Raw genomic sequence first — 20,338 nt, 5'->3', positions numbered from 1 at the left:
CTGCGCCGATCGGGCTGGGGTGCCGGGCGTGTACGCGGGTGGCGTGTTCGCAGCGCTCGGCGGCGCCTGCGGGGCGGGCTGCGGCGGGCAGCGAGCGGGAGCGCGGGGTTACGGCGTTTGGGTTTGCGGGGGATTGAGGGCGTTAGCGAGTTCGAGATCGGGCGTCGATATAATCGAACTTGGCTTAGGGCTGTGATCTCATTATTGCGTCATCGACGAGGAGCGAAATGCCAGAACAGCATACGATTTTCAGTCTGCATTACATCGGAACCCGTTTCCGTAATGCCCGGCTGCCAGTCGAGGTCCTGTCTGATCTTCCGGCATTCCGTGATCTTCTTGTATCATACGCCAAAGACGAGTGGCGCCGACGCCATTCAGATAGGGCGCGAGTGCCAAAAGGTTTCGACAAGAGCCTGTCTTTTGATTTGATCACGATTGAGGATGGCAGTGCCATTCCGAAGTTGGAGTGGAATCGCAACAGCGCGCAGGTAAACCTGCCAGGCTTTGCTGATGAAATCGAGGAAATCGTAGAAGTTGCGTATGAAGATGTGGTCTCGCTGATTGATGGTCAATCAGGTCGGGTAACGGCATTGAATGCGGAAAAAATACGAGCGCTCAATAGATTTGGCGCTGGCCTACGTGATAATGAGACTATTGAGCTTGCTTCTCGGAAATCGATGGGCGTCGTGCATTTGGACGCCGTGCGCAGAAAGCAGCTGATTACGGGCGCTAGGGAGACCTATCTCACTCGCGTAGAAGGGGCTGGTGAGCTGATAGGGACTTATGTTCCGAGTGAATACCAAGGGACGATTGTCGTCAGAACCGTGGCGTACGGTAACATTTCTATTCCTGTCGACCCTTTACAAATATACGAAGAGTTTGCGAACGAGCTGAACAATGATGTTCAGTTCGAGTTGCTCGTCGAGCTTGATAGTCAAGATCGGTTCCGCGGTGTAGCCGATGTGTTCGATGTGCAGGTGGTCTTTGATGAAGTTAGGGCTGCTTTTGTAAAATGCTCACAAAGAGTTGCCGAGATAGGAGCACTTGCCAACGGCTGGCATGACGGCAATGGCAATAGAATCGTAGACGCTTCGCTGGCTCTAACTCGCAGCTTCCTTCAAGCTCGTCCGCAGTACTGTTCTGTATATCGTATCTACCCAACCGAGGCGGGTGCGGTCTTGATAGATTTTGAAATCAACGGGTGGGACTACTCGTTGGAGTTCACCGTGGATGGCGGTATCGAGATGTACGGAATTCAAGTAAGTGGTGATTCGGAAATGGAGCCACTAAAATTCACGAACCTCGATGCTTTGCTCGTGGAGTTTGACTCGCGGGTAAGTGCAGATGGGTAATCCGCTTTCTGATCAAAGTGAGGTGCTTTTCCGGCACATCCACCCAAATTTTATGCAGAACGGCGAGCCTGCAAGCGACCGCTTCAAGCCGCAGCCGAATGATGCAGGAATGATGTCGGTAGATCGTAGTGCCCTGACAACTGCGGGGGCTTCCCACGCGCTATACGTGAGCCGAGGTCTCCAGTCTGCTGCCGTATTTGGAATTTCGGTGGGAGAATTTGGAGATGAGGAAATTCCCTGCAAGGAGGACCCCATCTCCGCCTCCGACAGCGAGCCTGCAAACCCCGCGCATGCGCTGGCCGATTACACCAAGTATGACGATCGTGCTCAAAAGAACATATCTAAGCGATTGAAGCGCAAGGCAATCGCTCGAGGGCAATTGCACCCCTGATTTTAGCAATGCGCCATTGAGTGGTGAGCTATTCTCCTGTCCTCAACAGCTTTCCAGAGGGGCAGTGAGCTGCCCCTCACCCCTCCACCCCCAACTGCCCAAGCACGAACGCCATCTCGTCGGCGTACTCGCGCAGGCTCTCCCACCGCCCGGACTTGCCGCCATGGCCGGCGCCCATATTGGTCTTGAGCAGCAGGATATTGTCGTCGGTCTTGGTCGCGCGCAGGCGGGCGGCCCATTTGGCGGGCTCCCAATAGGTCACGCGCGGGTCGTTGAGGCCGCCCGAGATCAGCATCGGCGGATAGGCCTGCGCGCACACATTGTCGTACGGGCTGTAGCTGCGGATCAGCTCGAACGCCGCCTTGTCCTCGATCGGGTTGCCCCATTCGGGCCACTCGCCGGGGGTGAGCGGCAGGCTCTCGTCGAGCATGGTGTTGAGCACGTCGACGAACGGCACGTCGGCGATCACCGCGCCCCACAGTTCGGGGTCCGAATTGACCACCGCGCCCATCAGCTCGCCGCCCGCCGATCGGCCGGCGATGGCGATCTGGCCCGGCGCGGTATAGCCGAGCGCGATCAACCCCTTCGCCACGTCGACGAAATCGTGGAAGGTGTTGGTGCGCTTCTCCAGCTTGCCCTCGTGATACCAGTGCTGGCCGAGATCGTCGCCGCCGCGGATATGGGCGATGGCGAAGGCCATGCCGCGATCGAGGAACGACATGCGGCTGGTCGAGAAGCCCGGCGGGATGGCGTGGCCATAGGCGCCGTAGGCATAGAGATAGAGCTTGCCGGTGCCGTCGCGCGGGAAGTCCTGCGGGTAGACGATCGAGACGGGGACGGCGGTGCCGTCGCGCGCGGTGATGGTGAGGCGCTCGGTGCGGTATTTGCTGCCGTCATAGCCGCTGGGGATCTCCTGGACCTTGAGCGTCTCCAGCGCGCCCGTGGCGACATCGTAATCCTGGACGGTGCCGGGGGTGACCATCGATTCATAGCCGAGCCGCAGCTTGGTGACGGCATATTCGGGGTTGTCGCCCAGGCCCGCGACATAGCTCGCCTCGGGGAAGGTCAGGCGCACCGAGGGGATGGCGGGATCGTAGCGGTGCAGCTCGATCTGATCGAGCCCGTCCTCGCGGCCCTCGACGATGAAGAAATCGGCGAAGCAGGTGACGCCGGTCATGTAGAAATGGCGCGAGGGGGCGATGCGCTCGGTCCATTCGCCGGGTGCCGAGATGGGGGCGGTGACGAGGCGCCAGTTGGTGTCGGTGTCGTTGGTGTGGATGAACAGCGTGCCGTCATGCTCGTCCACGTCATATTCGCGGCCGGGCTGGCGCGGGGCGACGCAGATGGGGGTGGCGGCGGGGTTGTCGGCGGGGAGCAGCCAGACTTCGCTGGTGACATGGTCGCCGGTGGCGATGGTCAGCCATTTGCGCGACGAGGTCTCGCCGACGGCGACGCGGTAGCCTTCGTCCTTTTCGCGGAACAGCTCGACGTCGGCCTCGACCGGCTCGCCCAGCTTGTGCCAGCGGGCATTGTCGGTGCGCCAGTTCTCGTTGGCGAGGCCGTAGAGGAAGCCCTTAGAGTCCGACGTCCAGACGATCTCGGAGAGCATGCCCGAGATGGTGTCGGGGAGGAGTTCGCCGGTGGCGAGGTCCTTCACGCGGACTTCGAACCGCTCCGAGCCGTTGTCGTCATAGGCATAGGCGAGCAGCCGGCCGTCGGGGCTGACCGAGATTTCGCCCAGGCGGAAATATTCCTTGCCGGCGGCGAGCGGGGTCTCGTCGAGGATCAGCACGTCCTCGCCGCCGGCGACGGGCTTGCGCCACCAGCGGGCATATTCGGCGCCGACCTCGTGGTCGGTCCAGTAGAGCCAGTCGCCGTCCTTCTGGGGAACGCTGGCCTCGTCTTCCTTGATGCGGCCGCGCATCTCCTGGAACAGCGTCTCGGCGAGCGGCTTGTGGGGCGCCATGATCGCGTCGAAATAGGCGTTCTCGGCCTCGAGATAGGCGAGCACTTGCCTGTCGGTGACGTCGGGATAGCCGGGATCGCGGATCCAGGCCCAGGGATCTTCGATCGTGATGCCGTGGTGGGTGACGCTGTGCGGGCGGGTCGCGGCGACGGGCGGCGTGGGGGTTTCGCTCATGCCCATGTTGTAGGAAGTCACGGGGCGGGGGCAAGTCCAAAGCCCCTCAAGATCCTCCCCCGGAGGGGGGGGGGACCGCCGCCGAAGGCGGTGGTGGAGGGGTGTCGACGTTGGGAAGGCAGGCTGCGCCCCCAGCGGTTACACCCCTCCGTCGCGCTGCGCGCGCCACCTCCCCTTGCAGGGGAGGATTTCAGAGGCTTACGCCCGCGTGCCCGTGATCGGGAAGCTGCCGAACGCGCCCGCGGTGACGGTGCCGTCGAGGCTATCGCCGTTGACGGTCGCTTCGCAGGTGAGCGTCATCGGCATCGGCACCGAGATGTCGAGCGACCAGCTGAGCGTGTCGCCATTGACCTTGCCGTCCTTGATCTCGGTCTGGCCCATCGCGCCGTTGAAGCTGCCGGTGAACGTATCACCGTTGCTCGCGACGTTGAGCGTCGCTTCCTGGTCGCCCAGCGGCGACTTGGTCACGGTGTTCCAGCTGCCATCCACATTTGCCATCTTGGGACTCTCCTTTGCGTGATTACTTGGTTGCCGGCGGGGCCTTCCCCGCCAGCGACGCTGCGCTGATCACCTCGACAGGCAGGCCGAGGCTGTCAAGCTGCGGGCGGACCTTGGCGGCGTCGCCCACCACCACCCAAACGAAGCGATCGGCATCGAGTGCCCCGCGTGCCGCAGCGTCAAGCTGGGCAGCCGTCATGCTGCGATATTTTTGCGCGATGCTGTCGTAATAATCGTCCGGGCGGTGGCGGATGTCGTTCTGCTGCATTGCGCCGAGCACGGCATTGGCGGTTTCGAATCGGCCGGCGAGCTCGCGGGTGCTGCCGGCGATCTCGCGGGCGAGTTCCACCGGGGTGACGCCGCTGGTGGTGAGGAAGCCGCGCACATCGTCGCGGATCGCCCGGATCGAGTCCCCCGTACGATCGGCCTGAACCGGCGCGCTCACCGCATAGGGCACGGCATGCTCGAGCCAGTTGAACCCGCCGCCGGCGCCATAGGACCAGTGCCGTGCCTCGCGCAGGTCCATGTTGATCCGCGAGAGGAAGCCGCCGCCCAGCACCTGGTTGGCGGTAACCGCGACGAGCAGGTCGCTTGCGGGATCGAGCGGGGTCATCTGCCCGGCGACGATCAGCGACTGGGGCGAATTGGGCCGATCGACCAGCAGGATGCGGGCGCTCGCCTGTTGCGGCCTGGCGGTGAACGCCTTCACGCCGCCCGTGCCCTCGCCCTTCCAGTCGCCGAAGCGCGCGTCGAGCGCCGCCTTGACCTGCGCCAGCGGCAGGTCGCTGACGACGAAGATCTTGGCCTTGTCCGGCCGGATCCAGGCGCGGTGGAAGGCGATCAGTTCGTCGCGCGACAGCTTGGCGACCACGGCGGGATCGCCCGAGCCGTTGGCGAGCTTGGCGTACGGATTGGCCGGGCCGTAGAGCAGTCCCGGCAGCGCGCGATTGGCGAGCCCGCCCGGGCTGCTCAGCTCGAACTGGATCGCGGTAAGCGTGGTGGCGCGCAGCCGCTCGACTTCCGCGGGCGCGAAGGCCGGGTGGCGGACGATGTCGGCGAACAGCTCCGTCCCGCCGCCGAGATTGGCGCTGGGCACGCCCAGGCTGAGATAGGTGCGATCGGCCGAGCTGCCGCCGTCGATCTCGGCACCCAGCCGCTCCTTGGCCTCGGCAATGGCGATCGAGTTGCGGCTGGTGGTGCCCTCGTCCAGCAGCGACAGCGTGAGGTTCTGCGTGCCGGGCCGCGCGTCCGGATCGGCGGTGACGCCGGCATCGAAGCTGAGCACCATGCGCGTCACCGGCACCGCGGTCTGCTGGGCGTAGATCAGCTCGATACCGTTCGCCAGGCGGGTGCGCTCGACGGTGGGGAAGCGGATGTCGCGGATCGGGCCGACCTCGGGCAGGGGGCCGCGATCGCCCTTGGGGATCGCTTGCTCTGCGGCGGGCTTGGCGGGGGCGACGGCGGCGGCTTCCTGATAGGCCGCGCGCTCGCCCGGCTCGACGCGAATGGTGAAGGCGGGGCGGGTGAGCCACTTGGCGGCGGCCGCGCGCGCCTTGGCCGGGGTCATCCGCGCCACTTCCTCCAGCCGCTTGCGGAAGAAGCCGGGATCGTTCGAATAGAGCAGTCCCTCCGCCAGCGCCGCGGCCTGGGCGCGGGTCGATTGCAGGCCCTTGATCGTCGCGGAGACGTTGGTGGTGGCGACGCGCTGCACCTCATCCGCCGTCGGGCCCTTGGCGATGAGATCGGCGAGGATCGCGTCGATCCGCTTGTCGACCTTCGCCGGGTCGACGCCGGGCTGCAGCGTCACGCCGATGGTGAAGGTGCCCGCCTGCGAGAAGGTCTCGGCATAGGCATAGGCGCTCACCGCCAGCTTCTCCTCGCGGACCAGCGCATTGGCGAGGCGCGAGCTGGCGAGCCCGCCCAGCACCTGGCCGAACACGTCGATCGCGGCCGCATCGGGATCGTTGAGGCCGGGGATCGCCCAGTTGCGGGTGATCTGGATCGCGGGAACGCGGTCCTTGAGCACCACCGTCTTCGGCGCGGGCAGCGTCGGGATGGTCACCTTGGGCAGCAAGCTCTGCGGCCCGCGCGCAATGCGGCCGAAATATTTCTCCACCAGCGGGCGCGCCTCGGCGACGTCGATGTCGCCGGCGAGCGAGAGGACGGCGTTGTTCGGGCCGTAATGGTCGCGGAACCAGCCCTTGACGTCGTCGACGCTCGCGCGGTCCAGATCGGCCATCGACCCGATCACCGAATGACCATAGGGACCGTCGCCGAACAGGCCCTCGACCAGCGCATATTCGACCAGACCATAGGGCTGGTTGTCGCCCTGGCGCTTCTCGTTCTGGACGACGCCGCGCTGCTCGTCGAGCACGGCCTGGGTGATGGCGGGGGTGAGCCAGCCCATCCGGTCGCTCTCGAGGAACAATGCGCGCTCCAGCGCCGGGCGGGGCACGGTCTCGTAATAATTGGTGCGGTCGTAGTAGGTGGTGCCGTTGAGATCGGTGGCGCCGACCTGCTTCAAGGGCTCGAAGAAATCACCGGGGGCGTTCTGCGAGCCGTTGAACATCAGATGCTCGAACAGATGCGCGAAGCCGGTCTTGCCGGCGGGCTCGTGCTTCGAGCCGACATCATACCACACCGAGAGGGCGACGACGGGCGCCTTGCGATCGGTATGGACAATGACGCGCAGGCCGTTGGCGAGGGTGAATTGTTCGTAGGGGAGCTTCACCTGATCGACGAGCGTCGCGAGCGGGGCGGGCGCGGTGGCCGCCGGTGCCGGCTGCGCCATCGCGGGCAGGGCGGGTGCGGCGAGTGCGATCAGGGCGGTGGTGCAGAAAAGACGAAAGGACGGCATCGAAGCGGGATCCCCCGGGGAAGTGACAGGTGGCACCATAACCGCGCGAGGCCGCCCGGCAAGCAGCGCGATCGAAAAGCGCGGCGGCGGTGCAGCCTCCAAAGCGCTTGCCCCGGGCGATGGCCGGATGGTAGCGCTATCGGAAAGCAGCACCAGCTGCACCAGACCATGAAGAGAGGATGGGCCGTTGCGTCTTTCGCTGAAATTTTCGTCGGCTGCGGCCGCCATTGCGCTCCTGGCCGGCTGCTCGACCGGCGACCCCGCGCAGAACGATGCCGCGTCGAACACCGCCGCCCCGGCCAACGCATCGGACGAGGCGCGCAGCCCGGACGGCAAGCGCTATCTCGCCCAGCCGCTGGTGAAGGATCTGTATTTCGCCGATCCCTCCGCGCACGTGTTCGACGGCAAGATCTACATCTATCCCAGCCATGACGTCGACATGGGCATCCCCGACGACGATCTCGGCAGCCAGTACGCGATGCACGACTATCAGGTGCTGAGCATGGAGCGCCCCGGCGGCCCGGTGACGGTGCACCCGGTCGCGCTCGACCTGAAGCAGGTCCCCTGGGCCTCCGAAAAGGCCTGGGCGCCCGATGCGGCGTTCAAGAACGGCACCTATTATCTCTATTTCCCCGCCAAGGATAAGCAGGGCGTGTTCCGGATCGGCGTCGCCACGTCGAACTCGCCGGTCGGCCCGTTCAAGGCCGAGCCGCAGCCGATGCAGGGCACCTACTCGATGGACCCGGCGGTGTTCACCGACGACGACGGCCAGAGCTATCTCTATCTGGGCGGCATCTGGGGCGGTCAGCTCCAGCGCTGGGCCACGGGCAAATACGACCCCAATGCCGGCGATACCGACCTCAAGAAGGACGACCAGCCCGCCCTCACCGGCAAGGTCGCGCGCCTGGCGCCCGACATGAAGAGCCTGGCCGAGCCGCTGCGGGACGCGGTGATCCTCGACGAGAAGGGCAAGCCGATCCTCGGCGGCGACCATGACCGCCGCTTCTTCGAGGCGGCGTGGACGTTCAAGCGCGGCGGCAAATATTATTACATGTACTCGACCGGGGATACGCACTTCCTTGCCTATGCGGTCGGCAGCAGCCCTTATGGGCCGTTCAAATATACCGGCCGTATCCTCGAGCCGGTGCAGGGATGGACCAGCCATGGCTCGGTGTTCGAGTTCCAGGGCAAATGGTATCTGGCGTATCACGATACCCAGCTGACCAATAAGAATCACCTTCGCTCGGCCAAGATCACCGAACTGACCTTCCGCCCGGACGGGACGATCGAAACGCTGAAGCCGTTCCGGGACTGACAGGGCCGCGCGGTGGCCGGGACAGCCGCGACCGCGCGGCATCTTCCACCGCGCACGCTTTGGCGCTAGCACCCGGCGATGGATACCCAGAAGCTCGCCATCCCCCGTTCGCTGTTCGTCTATGCTATCCTCTATGGCGGCATGGTCTGCATGGCGGGCGTGCTGGGGGTGAAGCAGGTGGCGCTCGGACCGCTGGCGGTGGAGGCGGGGATCTTCGCCTTCCTGCTGCTCGTCGTGCTGTCGAGCGCCGTGGCCGAGCTGCACGGCCAGGCGATCGCCACCGGGCTGGTGCGGCTGGGCTTCGTGCCGCTGCTGATGTCCGCCGCGCTGATCCAGCTGGTGCTGGTGCTGCCGGCCGATGCGGGCATGTACCCGCCCGCGGTCGCCGCCTTCCCGATCGTCGTCGGGCAGGGGATGCGGATGATGCTCGCCGGGTTCATCTCCTATGGCACCTCGCAGACGCTCAACGTGTTCATCTTCAACAAGCTGCGCGGGCGGGAAGGGCCGGGCGGCCTCGTGTGGTTCCGCGGCATGGTCGCCAGCGTGGTGTCGCAGATCGTCGATACCGTGCTGTTCATCACCATCTCCTTCCTCGGCACGCGGCCGATCCTGGAACTGATGGGCGGGCAGATGCTCACCAAGGTGGTGCTGTCGATCGTGCTCGTGCCGTTCCTGATCACCGGCGCGGTGGCGCTGGGGCGTGCTCTCGATGGACGTAGGGCCTGAGCGGCTCTAAAGGGCCGCGCATGACCGACCACGCACCCCATCCGGCGCTGCTCGCCAAGGCCGAAACCCTTACCGAGGCGCTGCCCTATCTGCAGCGCTATGCCGGCGCCACCTTCGTCGTGAAATATGGCGGCCACGCCATGGGCGACCCTGAGCTGGCGCGCGACTTCGCCGAGGACGTGGTGCTGCTGAAGGCGGTGGGGATCAACCCGATCGTCGTCCATGGCGGCGGCCCGCAGATCGGCCGGATGCTCAAGCGGCTGGGCGTCGAATCGACCTTCGTCGGCGGCCTGCGCGTCACCGACAAGGCGACCGCCGAGATTGCCGAGATGGTCCTGGCCGGATCGATCAACAAGGAAATCGTCGCCTGGATCGCGGCGGCCGGCGGCAAGGCGGTGGGCATCTCCGGCAAGGACGCGGGCCTCGTCCGCGCCGAGAAGGTGCAGCGCAGCGAGGCCGATCCGCTGCAGGGCATCGAGCGGCATGTCGACCTGGGCTTTGTCGGCGAGCCGGTGGCGGTGGACATCTCGATCCTCCAGTCGCTCGCGGCCTCGGGCTTCATCCCCGTGGTGTCGCCGATCGCGCTGGGTGCCGACGGCCACACCTACAACATCAACGCCGATACCATGGCCGGTGCGATCGCCGGCGCATGCGGCGCCAAGCGCTTCTTCCTGCTCACCGACGTGCCGGGCGTGCTCAGCAAGACCGGCGACCTGCTCACCGATCTCGACGCTGCGCGGGTGCAGGCGCTGAAGGACGACGGCACGATCTCGGGCGGCATGATCCCCAAGGTGGAGACCTGCGTCAACGCGGTGGCGGCGGGTGTCGACGCGGCGGTGATCCTCGACGGGCGCATCCCGCACGGCATGCTGCTCGAGATATTTACCCGCCAGGGCGTCGGCACGCTCGTCCACGCCTGATTGTGCGGCGCGTGTTTCATCCTATATCGCACCTGAAACGGTGTCGCGGAGAGTGAATTGACCCAGATTGGCCTGATGCTGCTGCAGATCGTGCAGGTGGTGCTCAACATCGTCTGGTGGATCATCGTGATCCAGGCGGTCCTCTCGTGGCTGATCGCGTTCAACGTCATCAACACGCACAGCGATTTCGTTCGCGCGGTGTGGACCGCGCTGCAGCGGATGACCGAGCCGCTCTACCGCCCGATCCGGCGCATCCTGCCCGATTTCGGCGCGCTCGACATCTCGCCGCTGGTCGTGCTGCTGATCCTCTACATCCTGCAGAACATCGTGATCCCACGGATCGCGATGATGATCGCCGGCGCCGCGCTCTGAGCCGTGCCGGCCTGGCGGCCTAGCGCCACGGGACTGGAGATCGCCGTGCGCGTGACGCCCCGGGCGTCGCGCGACGCGCTGGGGCCGGGCACCGAGGAGCATTTCGCCGTCCGTCTCGCCGCACCGCCGGTAGAGGGCGCCGCCAATGCCGCGCTGGTGCCGCTGGTCGCCAAGGCGTTCGGGGTTCCAAGGCGCGACGTGACGCTGATCGCGGGCGAGACCTCGCGGCTCAAGCGACTTTCGATCGCCGGGGACGGTGCGGCGCTGGAACAAATCGCCCGCAGCCTCTATGGCGAGGCGCATGACGGCTGAGATCATCGACGGCAAGGCATTTGCCGCGGGCCTGCGCGCCCGCATCGCGACCCTGGTTCCTGCATTCGAAGCGGCGGCGGGGCGCGTGCCTGGCCTGGCGGTGGTGCTGGTGGGCGAGGACCCCGCTTCCGCCGTCTATGTCCGCTCCAAGGGCAAGCAGACTCGCGAGGCCGGGATGGCGAGCCTCGAGCACAAGCTGCCCGCCGACACCAGCCAGGCCGATCTGCTCGCGCTGGTCGACCAGCTCAATGCCGATGCGAGCGTCGACGGCATCCTCGTCCAGCTGCCGCTGCCCAAGCATATCGACGAGCAGGCAGTGCTGCTGCGCATCTCGCCCGAGAAGGATGTCGACGGCTTCCACCCGGTGAACGCCGGTCGCCTCGCCACGGGTCTGGAGGGCTTCGTGCCCTGCACCCCGCTCGGCTGCCTGATGCTGCTGCAGGACAAGCTGGGCAGCCTGTCCGGGCTCGACGCAGTGGTGATCGGCCGCTCGAACATCGTCGGCAAGCCGATGGCGGCTTTGCTCACCAAGGCGAGCGCGACCGTCACGATCGTCCATTCGCGCACCCGCAACCTGCCGCATTATCTCCGCCACGCCGACATCGTCGTGGCCGCCGTGGGCATCCCCCACTTCGTCAAGGGCGAGTGGCTCAAGCCCGGCGCGACGGTGATCGATGTCGGCATCAACCGTACCGACGACGGCCTGGTCGGCGATGTCGACTTCGACGGCGCGGCGAGCGTCGCGGGCGCGATCACCCCGGTGCCGGGCGGCGTCGGGCCGATGACGATCGCCTGCCTGCTGCGCAACACCTTGGTCGCCGCGCACCGCAATGCGGGGGTACCGCTCGAGGCAGACGCGATTTGATCGAGCTGTTCGTCTCATCCTTCGTCACCTTCTTCGTCATCATCGACCCGCCCGGCTGCGCGCCGATCTTCGCGGGGCTGACGGCGGGGACCGACGCGGTGCATCGCCGCGCGATGGCGGTGCGCGCGGGGATGGTCGCGGCGATCATCCTGCTCGGCTTCGCGCTGTTCGGCGAGCCGCTGCTGCGCGCGCTGGGGATCAGCCTCAACGCCTTCCGCATCGCCGGCGGCATCATGCTGTTCCTGATTGCGCTGGAGATGGTGTTCGAGAAGCGCACCGAACGCCGCGAGGACCGCGCCGAAAAGGTGAAGGCCGAGGATCCGGTCGACATCTCGATCTTCCCGATGGCGATGCCGATGATCGCCGGGCCGGGCTCGATCGCCTCGGTTATGCTGCTGATGGCGCAGAGCAAGGGGATCGAGCAGTCGCTCGTCGTGCTCTCGGCGATGCTGGCGGTGCTGCTGCTGTGCGTGCTGGCGCTGCTCGCGGCGGGGCCGATCATGCGGATCGTCGGAGCGAAGATCGAGGCGGTGGTCTCGCGGCTGCTCGGCGTGCTGCTTGCGGCGCTGGCGGTGCAGTTCGTGATCGACGGGATTCGCGCGGCGCTGGCGGCGGGGTAGGCTGGAGGCCTGCGCATTGTGGCGGCTTGCGTCCCAATTGCGGACATTACCTCTTCAGCTTACTCTCACCCGGACAAAGCCATGCTCGACAAAAATCCGTCGCACTGCACCTCGGTCTTCTGGTGTTGTTAGTCCGCCAGCCAACGTAACATCGACAATAGGCAAGAAGCGGAACCAGCGCCTGCGCCCTTCCAGCTCCCGGATTAACTCACCGATAAAGGTGGCGGCGCCTTTGGGATCAGCGATCAGGCGGCTCTCAGACGAGAACGAGCAGGCGCTTGTTCTGGTAACCGTCGCCCCTGTCGTCATGTTCGTGAGATGAACGTGGTTCCGAGAAACGGCTGCTCTGTAGCGTACGATGAACATGCTGCACCATGTAGCATATCGAGTGAGGAGGTGTCCGCTTACCACCAACTCCGGCCCTTGAACGCACTTGTCCGTGAGCGGCGGTGGATGGTCCAAGACCCCCTTCCATCCCCGCGTAGGATCGCCGGAGCCATCCGCACGCTGTAGGGTTTGTGCAGCGCGGCATCTCCGCCGCGCCCCGCGAAGGACTGCACGACCATGCGCCTGCCTCTCCTGAAGCCCGACCAGCTCTCCGACGATCAGAAGCCGCTCTATGCCGATATGCAGCGCGGCATCTCGTCCAACTTCAACGCCTTCGTCGCGGTGGGCGCGGACGGCAGCCTGATGGGGCCGTGGAACCCCTGGCTGCACGAGCCCCGGATCGGCGGGGCGATCTGGGAACTGACCAAGGCGATGTCGATGGAGGCGACGCTGCCCGATCCGGCGCGGCAAATCGCGATCCTCGTCACCGGCGCACATTTCGATGCGGCGTACGAGATTTACGCGCATGTAGCGGTGGCCGAGCAGGAGAAGATGGCGCCGGCGCGGATCTCGGCGATCTGCGCGGGGCTCAAGCCCGGCGACCTCAACGATCAGGAAAATGTCGCGTTCGACGTCGCCTATGCGCTGGTCAAGGGCGGGGTGCTGCCCGAGCCGTGCTACCAGCTGGCGGTCGAGACCTTCGGCCAGCACGGCGCGAACGAGCTGATCTATCTGGTCGGGCTATACAGCCTCGTCTCGGTGACGCTCAACGGCTTCAACGTGCCGGTGCCCGAGCGGGAGTGAGGCCGGGCGGCGCAGCCCGCTGTGCACGGGGGGCTCAGCCCCCCGTGCTGCCGCCCATCGACCCGCCCATATAGCCGCCGCGATGGCCACCGCCGCCGCGACGGCCGCCGCCCTCGCCGCCGCCACGGCCGCCGCGACGCTTCATCGGGCCGGTGCGCAGCTCGGGCAGTTCGGCCTTGGTGATCTTGCCGTCATGGTTGGTGTCGAGCAGGTCGAAGCGGCGCTTGGCGGCGCCCATGAACTCGATCGGCGACACGCCGCCGTTGAGGCTCGCATCCGCCGCCGTCACCGGCTCGGGGCTGCCGAGATAGTTGAAGCGGGCGAGGCCGCTCATCACGCGGGTGGAGCCGATTTCGGCGGCCTTGGCCTGGCCGTCGTCGCCCATGGTCGGACCGCCCATGTCGAAGCCGCCGCCGCGCGCCTCGGGCGCGAGCACCGTCTCGTACCGCTCGATGTCGGCCGGGTCGATCTCGCCGTCACCCCTGCGATCGAGGATCTTGAACCAGCGCATCGCATCGTCGCGAAGCTCGTCGAGCGTCAGCGCGCCGTCATGGTTGGCATCGGCGCCGTCGAACCAGGCGTCCTGCGGTGCCTTGCCGTCTGCCTGTCCGCGGAAAGGCTCGCCCATCGGGCTGACGAACAGCCCGCGCGGCCGGCCGCCCGGCCCCTCGGGCCCGCCCGGCGGCGGCGGCCCGTCCTGCGCCTGCGCGCCGCTTGCCAGCACCAGCAACAGCCCGGCGATCCCCAGCATCCGCATCCTTGAACCCTCCACCCGAAAACCGATTCGTCCCGCTAGCGTGCGATTGTCGCAAAAATGTGCCCGAAAATTTCGGCTTGGGGGCAGGGCCGCGCTTGTGGCAGCAGGCGGCGCATGACCGGCGCCAACCCCATCACCCCCGATACCGAACATCGCGGCCTTATCGGCCTGCTGCCGCGCGGCTGGCGGCCCTATGCGCTGCTCGCCCGGCTCGACCGGCCGATCGGCTGGTGGCTGCTGTTCCTGCCCTGCGCCTGGGGTGCGTTGCTCTCCGGCCTGCCCGATGGCGCATGGTGGCGGATCGCGGCGATGCTGCTCGGCGCGGTCGCGATGCGCGGAGCGGGCTGCGTCTATAACGACATCGTCGACCGCGACCTCGACGCGCAGGTGGAGCGCACCCGCAGCCGCCCGCTGCCGAGCGGCGCGGTCTCGGTGCGCGCGGCCTGGACCTGGCTGGCCGTGCTGCTGGCGATCGGCTTCGGCGTATGGCTGGCGATCCCCCTTCCCGCCAAGCTCTGGTCGCTGGCGACGCTGCCGGTGGTCGCCGCCTATCCGTTCATGAAGCGCATCACCTGGTGGCCGCAGGCGTTCCTCGGCATCGTGTTCGGATCGGGCGCGGTGGTGGGGTTCGTCGCGGGGGATCCGGCGGGCGCGTTCGCCAGCCGGATCGGCGCGCAGTGGTGGCTCTATGCCGGCACCATCCTGTGGGTGATCGGCTATGACACCATCTACGCGCTGCAGGACCTGGAGGACGACGCGATCGTCGGCGTCCGCTCCTCGGCGCGGCGGATGGGGGCGCATGTCCGTGGCGGCGTGGGGCTGCTCTATGTCGGCGCGGTGGCGCTGTGGGCGGCGGCGCTGTGGGCCGTGCGGCCGGACCCGCTGGCGCTGCTCGCGCTGCTGCCGGTGGCGGCGCATTTCGCCTGGCAGCTCGTGACGCTGCGCCCGGCCGACGGCACCAACGCGCTCCGCCGCTTCCGCGCCAATCGCGATGCCGGCTTCCTGATGCTGGCCGCCTGCGCCGTCGTGGGTTTGTCCGGACTTTGATTTTGTGCCCCCGCGCCCCTAAGTCGCGGCTATGCTGAACAACGATCAGGCCCTGGAGCGCGCCGCCGATGCCGTGGCGCGTGCCCGCCGTGCCGGGGCCGACGCCGCCGATGCCGTCTTCTCCGCCGACCGCTCGCTTTCCGTTTCCGTCCGCATGGGGGCGCTGGAGGATGTCGAGCGCTCCGAGGCGGAGGAGCTCGACCTGCGCGTGTTCGTCGGCAAGCGCTCGGCCAGCGTTTCGACCAGTGATCTGAGCAGCGAGGCGATCGCCGCCCTGGTCGAGCGCGTCGTCGCGATGGCGCGCGAGGCGCCCGAAGACCAATGGGCCGGCCTCGCTCCCGAGGACCGGCTGATGCACGGGGCACCGCCGCATCTCGATCTCGACGACGGCGCCGAAGTGGAGCCGGCCGCGCTCAAGGCGCGTGCGCTCGCTGCCGAGGAGGCTGCGCGCGGCGTGGCGGGCGTCACCAATAGCGAAGGCGCGGGTGCGGGCGCGAGCCGGGTGCAGCTCGCGCTGGTCACCAGCCACGGCTTCCACGGCGCCTATGCGCAGTCGAGCCACGGAATCTCCGCCAGCGTGCTCGCGGGCAGCGGTGGGGCGATGGAGCGCGACCATGCGCACCATTCCGCCCGCCATGCCGCGACGCTCGATTCGCCCGAGGCGATCGGGCGGCTTGCCGGTGAGCGGGCGGTGGCCCGGCTGAACCCGCGCAAGATCCCCAGCGGCGCGATGCCGGTGGTGTTCGATCGCCGTGTCTCCTCGGGGCTGCTCGGTCATCTGATCGGCGCGATTTCCGGCGCGGCGATCACCCGCAAGACGAGCTTCCTGCTCGATGCGCTGGGCACGCAGATCTTTGCGCCCGGCGTTACCATCTGGGATGATCCGCACCGGCCGCGCGGCATGCGCTCGCGTGCGTTCGACGGCGAGGGGCTGCCGGTCAGCCGCATGCAGATCGTGCGCGAGGGGCTGCTGGAGACATGGCTGCTGGAGAGTGCCGCCGCCCGCCAGCTCGGGCTCGAGCCGACCGGCCATGCCACGCGCGGTGGCGGCGGGGCGCCCGGCGTGTCGCCCAGCAACCTCTATATGGAAGCGGGGCACGTGCCGGCCGAGACGCTGATCGGCGAGATCGACTATGGCCTCTATGTGTTCGAACTGATCGGCCAGGGCGTCAACGGCGTGACCGGCGATTACAGCCGGGGGGCCGCAGGCTTCCTGATCGAGAAGGGCGAACTCACCGTGCCCGTCTCCGAGGTGACGATCGCGGGCAACCTCAAGGACATGTTCCTGGCGCTCACCCCGGCGAACGACCTCGAGTTCCGCTATGGCATCAACGCGCCGACGGTTCGCATCGATGGAATGACGATCGCCGGTGCCTGAGTTCGCTGCCGAGATCGCCGCCATCGCCGCCGAGGCGGGGCGCCACGCCATGGCGCGCTGGCAGAGCGATTTCGCGCGTTGGGAGAAGGTGCCGGGACATCCGGTCTGCGCGGTCGACCTCGAGGTGGACGCGCTGCTCCGCGATAGGCTCGGGGCATTGCTGCCGGACGCCGGCTGGCTGTCGGAAGAGACGGTGGACAATGCGGATCGGCTGGCGCTCTCCCGGCTCTGGGTGGTCGATCCGATCGACGGGACGCGCGATTATCTGCGCGGGCGGCCCGGCTGGGCGGTGTCGATCGCGCTGGTGGAGCATGGTCAGCCGGTGATCGGCGTGCTCGACGCACCGGCGCGCGGGGAGGTGTGGACGGCGCGGGCCGGCGCAGGGGCGTGGCGCAACGGCGTGGCACTGCATGCCTCCGAGCGCGCGGACCTGCCCGGTGCGCGGGTGCCGGCGGATCAGCTCCCCAAGGTCGATCGCGACCTGGTGACGGTTCCCAAGCCCAATTCGATCGCGCTGCGCATCGCGATGGTCGCGGCGGGCGAGGCCGACCTCGTCGCGACGCTGCGCTGGGGGCATGAATGGGACATCGCCGCCGCGGTATTGCTCGCCCGCGAGGCCGGCGCGGCGGTGACCGATGCGCTGGGGCAGGCGCTGGCGTTCAACACCCCGGCGGGCGAGGCCTATGGCGTGCTGGCGACGACGCCGGGCATCCACGCCGCCGCCGTCGCGCGGCTGGCGGATCGGGTGGAGCCGGGAAAGCGCTGAACGCTTCGGCCCCGCATCGGTGCGCCACTATGCTGAATCAAGTCTTCACCGGACCGACCCTGCCGCCGCCGCCCCGTCTATAAGACCAAGAGACATTCCATGCGTCCGGACGTGCGCGGCCGCGGCCGCCGCGCGCTCGTGCTGCTGGTGGGCGTGGGGCGGGCGCTGCTGCTCGGATCGAAGGACTGCTGCATGATACCCAAGATTCTGCACTTCATCTGGGTGGGCGACGAAACCAAGCGGCCGGACAATTGCATCGACACCTGGCGCACCCGCAATCCCGGCTGGGAGATCCGGATCTGGGGCAACGAGTCGCTGCAGCAGCGCGGCTGGATCAACGGCCGCCACATGAGCGAGATGTCCGATCGCGAGCTGAACGGCGTCGCCGACATGATGCGGTGGGAGATCGTGTACGAGCATGGCGGCTTCGTCGTAGATGCCGACAGCGTGTGCGTGCGGCCGCTGGACGACCACCTGCTCGATTGCGAGGCCTTTGCCTGCTGGGAAAACGAGATGACGCGGCCCGGGCTGATCGCCGCAGGCTATTTCGCCGCGCAGCCGAAGAACCCGTTCGTCGCGCAGATCATCGGCGACATCTACAACGAACCGACCGTGGTCGACCGGATGGCATGGGAGAGCGTCGGCCCGAAGCGGCTGACCGATTCCTACCGCGAATATCGCTATCACGGCCTGCGCATCTACCCGAGCCACTATTTCATCCCCGAGCATTTCTCGGGGGTGAAATATGAGGGGCCCGGACCGGTCTATGCCGAGCAGCTCTGGGGCAGCACGCTGGGTATCTATGACGCGCTGCACCAGCAGGTGGTGACGGCACCGGCGTCCGCACCCGCACCCGCCCCGGCCACCGACCCCCGGCCTGCGCCTGCCGCAGCGGTACGCCCGGCGCCCGCGCGCGCCGCAGACCCCGCGCCGGGCGCGCCCACGACGTTCCACCGCATCTGGTTCGGCACGCGCCCGATCCCGCCCGCCTACGAGGCCTATTGGCAGGCCTGGCAGCGCCAGTTCCCCGACAGCATCTTCCGCACCTGGACCGATCGCGACCTCGACCAGCTGAGGCTGTCGCGACCCGCACTCGACCGCTTTGCCAGCCATGTCTCGCGCGCCGATCTGGCGCGCTACGAGATCCTCTACACGCATGGCGGGATCTATCTCGATTGCGACATCATGCCCTATGGCCATTTCGAGCCCGAGGCGCTGTGCCGCGAACTCACCGTCTGCAATGAGACCGATGCGACCGAATATTGCTCGATCGGTTTCATCGGCGCGCCTGCCGGCCATCCGATCTTCCGCGACCTGATCGACCATATCATCGCCGCCGAGCCCGATGAATCACGCCCCAATGTGACGACCGGCCCCTGGCTGTTCGGCAAATATCTGGCCAAGCACGCGCATCGCCGCCTGCCGCCCGAGACCTTCTATCCCTATCTGTACGACGCTCCCCTGTCCTCGATCCGGCGGAAGGACCTCGGCAACACGCTCGGCGTCCATGTGTGGGGCGGCGCCTGGCTGCCGCCCGAGCAGAAGAAGGGCAAGGCGCTCGATCTGCTCGCCAAGGGCGATCTGATCGACGCCGCCGGCATCCTGGAGGGCTTTGACGACAAATGGGCGACCGACGTCCGGCTCGTCCTCACGGTGATGGCCGATGCGCGCCGGATGTCCGCCGAGGCGGCGCAATTCCTCAGCAGCAGCCTGACGGTGGCACCGGCGGACCGCCCGGCGTTCGCGTTCGACAAGATCGTCCACTGGCTGCTCGAACAGAACCGCGATCGCATGGTGTGGCAGATCGGCGCGGCGGACGGCGTCCTCGTCGATCCGTTGCGCTCGGCGATGGTCAATTACGATCCGCCCGCGCTGCTGCTCGAGCCCAATCCGTATATGTTCGGCATGCTGCAACGCGGCTATGCCAACAACCGCAACGCGGTGCTGCTGCAGCAGGCCTATAGCGCCGACGGGCAGCCGCTGGTGCTCAACGCGATCAACCCGGACAAGGCGGCCGCCGCGGGGCTGCCGCGCTGGGTGCTGGGCATCTCCTCGGTCTATGACGACAAGAATGCGATCGGCGGGCTGACCATCGATGCGGAGACGACGCGCCGCATCGGCACCTGCATCGAGCGCGTCACCGTGCCGGTCACCGGCTTCGATGCGCTGGCCGCGCAGGCGCAAGGCCGCACACCCGAGATCCTGGTGATCGATGCCGAGGGCATGGACAAGGTGATAATCGACGACGTGCTGGACCATAGCTGTCGGCCGGCGGTGCTCCATTTCGAGATCCAGTGCATGGACCCGGCCGAAAGCACCGCGCTGACCGAGCGGCTGGGCAGCGACTATGTGCTGTTCACCTTCGGCAACGACGTGACGGCGTATCGAACCGACGTCTTCCTCGACTATGCGAAGTGGATCTACATCCGCAACGGCATGCCGACGATCTTCGCCTCGGCGCTGCCGGTGGTGGCGGGGCTGGTGCAATAGGGCGGCGGACCCGCGCCCGTGCGTTGGCGGGCGCGCTGTGCTAGGGCGCGCCGATGTCGAAATCCCTTAGCACCAGCGGTGCCATCGATCTGGATGGCGTGACCTATGATTGGCGTCTGCAGCGCGAGCCCCATCTGTCGGACGACGAGGGCTGGAAGGGGATGACCATCGCGGTCGCCCAGCGCGATGCCAAGCGCGAGGCCTGGCTGGAATTCCCTGCGCCCAAGCGCCTGCTCAAGGGCCTGCCGCGCGGCCGTCTCCAGCTCGACGACGCGACGATCGCGCGGTGCGTCCGCTCCGCGCTGTCGGCCGGCTGGGATCCGCTGTCGCGCGGCAAGCCGGAAGTGTTCGTCGTGGATTCGGAGGGCAATTGAGCCGTCCCGCACGCGGGGGAAGGCGGG

The 20,338-nt window shown here is 67.1% G+C and carries 21 protein-coding genes; 16 read left to right on the top strand and 5 right to left on the bottom strand.

Annotated features, from left to right (window positions below; genetic code table 11):
• From S2M10_RS19915 to S2M10_RS19905, 3 genes are all read left to right on the top strand, one after another.
• On the top strand, positions 1–137 hold a 137-nt coding region (locus S2M10_RS19915; protein WP_168847608.1), incomplete at its 5' end, for a short-chain fatty acyl-CoA regulator family protein.
• Between the two features lie 90 nt (positions 138–227).
• The gene (locus S2M10_RS19910; RefSeq protein ID WP_168847607.1) at positions 228–1,352 is read left to right on the top strand and encodes a hypothetical protein; all 1,125 of its coding nucleotides are present in this window, start codon (positions 228–230) and stop codon (positions 1,350–1,352) included.
• The gene (locus S2M10_RS19905) at positions 1,345–1,743 is read left to right on the top strand and encodes a hypothetical protein (RefSeq protein WP_168847606.1); all 399 of its coding nucleotides are present in this window, start codon (positions 1,345–1,347) and stop codon (positions 1,741–1,743) included. The genes S2M10_RS19910 and S2M10_RS19905 overlap by 8 nt, the downstream gene beginning before the upstream one ends.
• Before the next feature lie 76 nt (positions 1,744–1,819).
• Here the strand turns inward: S2M10_RS19905 and S2M10_RS19900 are convergent, their stop codons facing one another.
• The 3 genes from S2M10_RS19900 to S2M10_RS19890 form a co-directional block, all read right to left on the bottom strand.
• Positions 1,820–3,883: a S9 family peptidase gene (locus tag S2M10_RS19900; RefSeq protein ID WP_168847605.1), complete on the bottom strand. Its 2,064-nt coding sequence runs from the start codon at positions 3,881–3,883 to the stop codon at positions 1,820–1,822.
• Between the two features lie 198 nt (positions 3,884–4,081).
• Positions 4,082–4,381, bottom strand: coding sequence for a hypothetical protein (locus tag S2M10_RS19895; protein WP_168847604.1), 300 nt, complete (start codon positions 4,379–4,381; stop codon positions 4,082–4,084).
• Between the two features lie 22 nt (positions 4,382–4,403).
• On the bottom strand, positions 4,404–7,238 hold the full coding sequence (locus tag S2M10_RS19890; protein WP_168847603.1) for a pitrilysin family protein: 2,835 nt from the start codon (positions 7,236–7,238) through the stop codon (positions 4,404–4,406).
• A 187-nt stretch (positions 7,239–7,425) separates the two neighbouring features.
• Here S2M10_RS19890 and S2M10_RS19885 point away from each other — a divergent pair, with 187 nt between their 5' ends.
• From S2M10_RS19885 to S2M10_RS19855, 7 genes are all read left to right on the top strand, one after another.
• Positions 7,426–8,553, top strand: a complete 1,128-nt coding sequence (locus S2M10_RS19885) for a glycoside hydrolase family 43 protein (protein ID WP_168847602.1) — start codon at positions 7,426–7,428, stop codon at positions 8,551–8,553.
• A 78-nt stretch (positions 8,554–8,631) separates the two neighbouring features.
• Positions 8,632–9,279 carry a queuosine precursor transporter gene (locus S2M10_RS19880; RefSeq protein ID WP_168847601.1) on the top strand — a complete coding sequence of 216 codons (648 nt, stop codon included), beginning with the start codon at positions 8,632–8,634 and terminating at the stop codon, positions 9,277–9,279.
• Between the two features lie 20 nt (positions 9,280–9,299).
• Positions 9,300–10,199: an acetylglutamate kinase gene (gene argB, locus S2M10_RS19875; RefSeq protein ID WP_121073451.1), complete on the top strand. Its 900-nt coding sequence runs from the start codon at positions 9,300–9,302 to the stop codon at positions 10,197–10,199.
• Between the two features lie 75 nt (positions 10,200–10,274).
• Positions 10,275–10,571, top strand: coding sequence for a YggT family protein (locus S2M10_RS19870; protein ID WP_211091171.1), 297 nt, complete (start codon positions 10,275–10,277; stop codon positions 10,569–10,571).
• Positions 10,572–10,574: 3 nt separating this feature from the next.
• A complete protein-coding gene (locus tag S2M10_RS19865) occupies positions 10,575–10,883 on the top strand; it encodes a DUF167 domain-containing protein (protein WP_168847600.1) in 309 nt (102 codons plus the stop codon).
• Entirely contained in the window at positions 10,873–11,748 is an 876-nt protein-coding gene (gene folD / locus S2M10_RS19860) for a bifunctional methylenetetrahydrofolate dehydrogenase/methenyltetrahydrofolate cyclohydrolase FolD (RefSeq protein WP_168847599.1), read from the top strand. The genes S2M10_RS19865 and folD overlap by 11 nt, the downstream gene beginning before the upstream one ends.
• Entirely contained in the window at positions 11,745–12,368 is a 624-nt protein-coding gene (locus S2M10_RS19855) for a MarC family protein (protein WP_168847598.1), read from the top strand. The genes folD and S2M10_RS19855 overlap by 4 nt, the downstream gene beginning before the upstream one ends.
• Positions 12,369–12,422: 54 nt before the next feature.
• Here the strand turns inward: S2M10_RS19855 and S2M10_RS22470 are convergent, their stop codons facing one another.
• Positions 12,423–12,734, bottom strand: a complete 312-nt coding sequence (locus tag S2M10_RS22470; RefSeq protein WP_211091151.1) for a hypothetical protein — start codon at positions 12,732–12,734, stop codon at positions 12,423–12,425.
• A 198-nt stretch (positions 12,735–12,932) separates the two neighbouring features.
• On the opposite strand from S2M10_RS22470, the gene S2M10_RS19850 reads away from it, so the two are divergent.
• Positions 12,933–13,499 carry a carboxymuconolactone decarboxylase family protein gene (locus tag S2M10_RS19850; protein ID WP_168847597.1) on the top strand — a complete coding sequence of 189 codons (567 nt, stop codon included), beginning with the start codon at positions 12,933–12,935 and terminating at the stop codon, positions 13,497–13,499.
• Between the two features lie 34 nt (positions 13,500–13,533).
• Here S2M10_RS19850 and S2M10_RS19845 read toward each other — a convergent pair whose 3' ends face one another.
• Entirely contained in the window at positions 13,534–14,256 is a 723-nt protein-coding gene (locus tag S2M10_RS19845; RefSeq protein ID WP_168847596.1) for an EF-hand domain-containing protein, read from the bottom strand.
• Positions 14,257–14,370: 114 nt separating this feature from the next.
• Here S2M10_RS19845 and ubiA point away from each other — a divergent pair, with 114 nt between their 5' ends.
• The 5 genes from ubiA (at position 14,371) to S2M10_RS19820 (ending at position 20,311) form a co-directional block, all read left to right on the top strand.
• Positions 14,371–15,303: a 4-hydroxybenzoate octaprenyltransferase gene (ubiA, locus tag S2M10_RS19840; protein WP_168847595.1), complete on the top strand. Its 933-nt coding sequence runs from the start codon at positions 14,371–14,373 to the stop codon at positions 15,301–15,303.
• A 31-nt stretch (positions 15,304–15,334) separates the two neighbouring features.
• Positions 15,335–16,681 carry a metallopeptidase TldD-related protein gene (locus S2M10_RS19835; protein WP_168847594.1) on the top strand — a complete coding sequence of 449 codons (1,347 nt, stop codon included), beginning with the start codon at positions 15,335–15,337 and terminating at the stop codon, positions 16,679–16,681.
• Positions 16,674–17,447: a 3'(2'),5'-bisphosphate nucleotidase CysQ gene (locus S2M10_RS19830; protein WP_168847593.1), complete on the top strand. Its 774-nt coding sequence runs from the start codon at positions 16,674–16,676 to the stop codon at positions 17,445–17,447. The genes S2M10_RS19835 and S2M10_RS19830 overlap by 8 nt, the downstream gene beginning before the upstream one ends.
• Before the next feature lie 99 nt (positions 17,448–17,546).
• The gene (locus tag S2M10_RS19825; protein ID WP_168847592.1) at positions 17,547–19,937 is read left to right on the top strand and encodes a glycosyltransferase; all 2,391 of its coding nucleotides are present in this window, start codon (positions 17,547–17,549) and stop codon (positions 19,935–19,937) included.
• A 53-nt stretch (positions 19,938–19,990) separates the two neighbouring features.
• Complete coding sequence (locus S2M10_RS19820; RefSeq protein WP_116469591.1) at positions 19,991–20,311, top strand: hypothetical protein; 321 nt, start codon at positions 19,991–19,993, stop codon at positions 20,309–20,311.
• Positions 20,312–20,338 lie beyond the last annotated feature (27 nt).

Source organism: Sphingomonas sp. S2M10 (assembly GCF_012650175.1).
Lineage (GTDB): Bacteria > Pseudomonadota > Alphaproteobacteria > Sphingomonadales > Sphingomonadaceae > Sphingomonas.
Note: the sequence above shows the minus strand (reverse complement) of the source record. Positions and strands in the feature narration are given on the sequence as shown.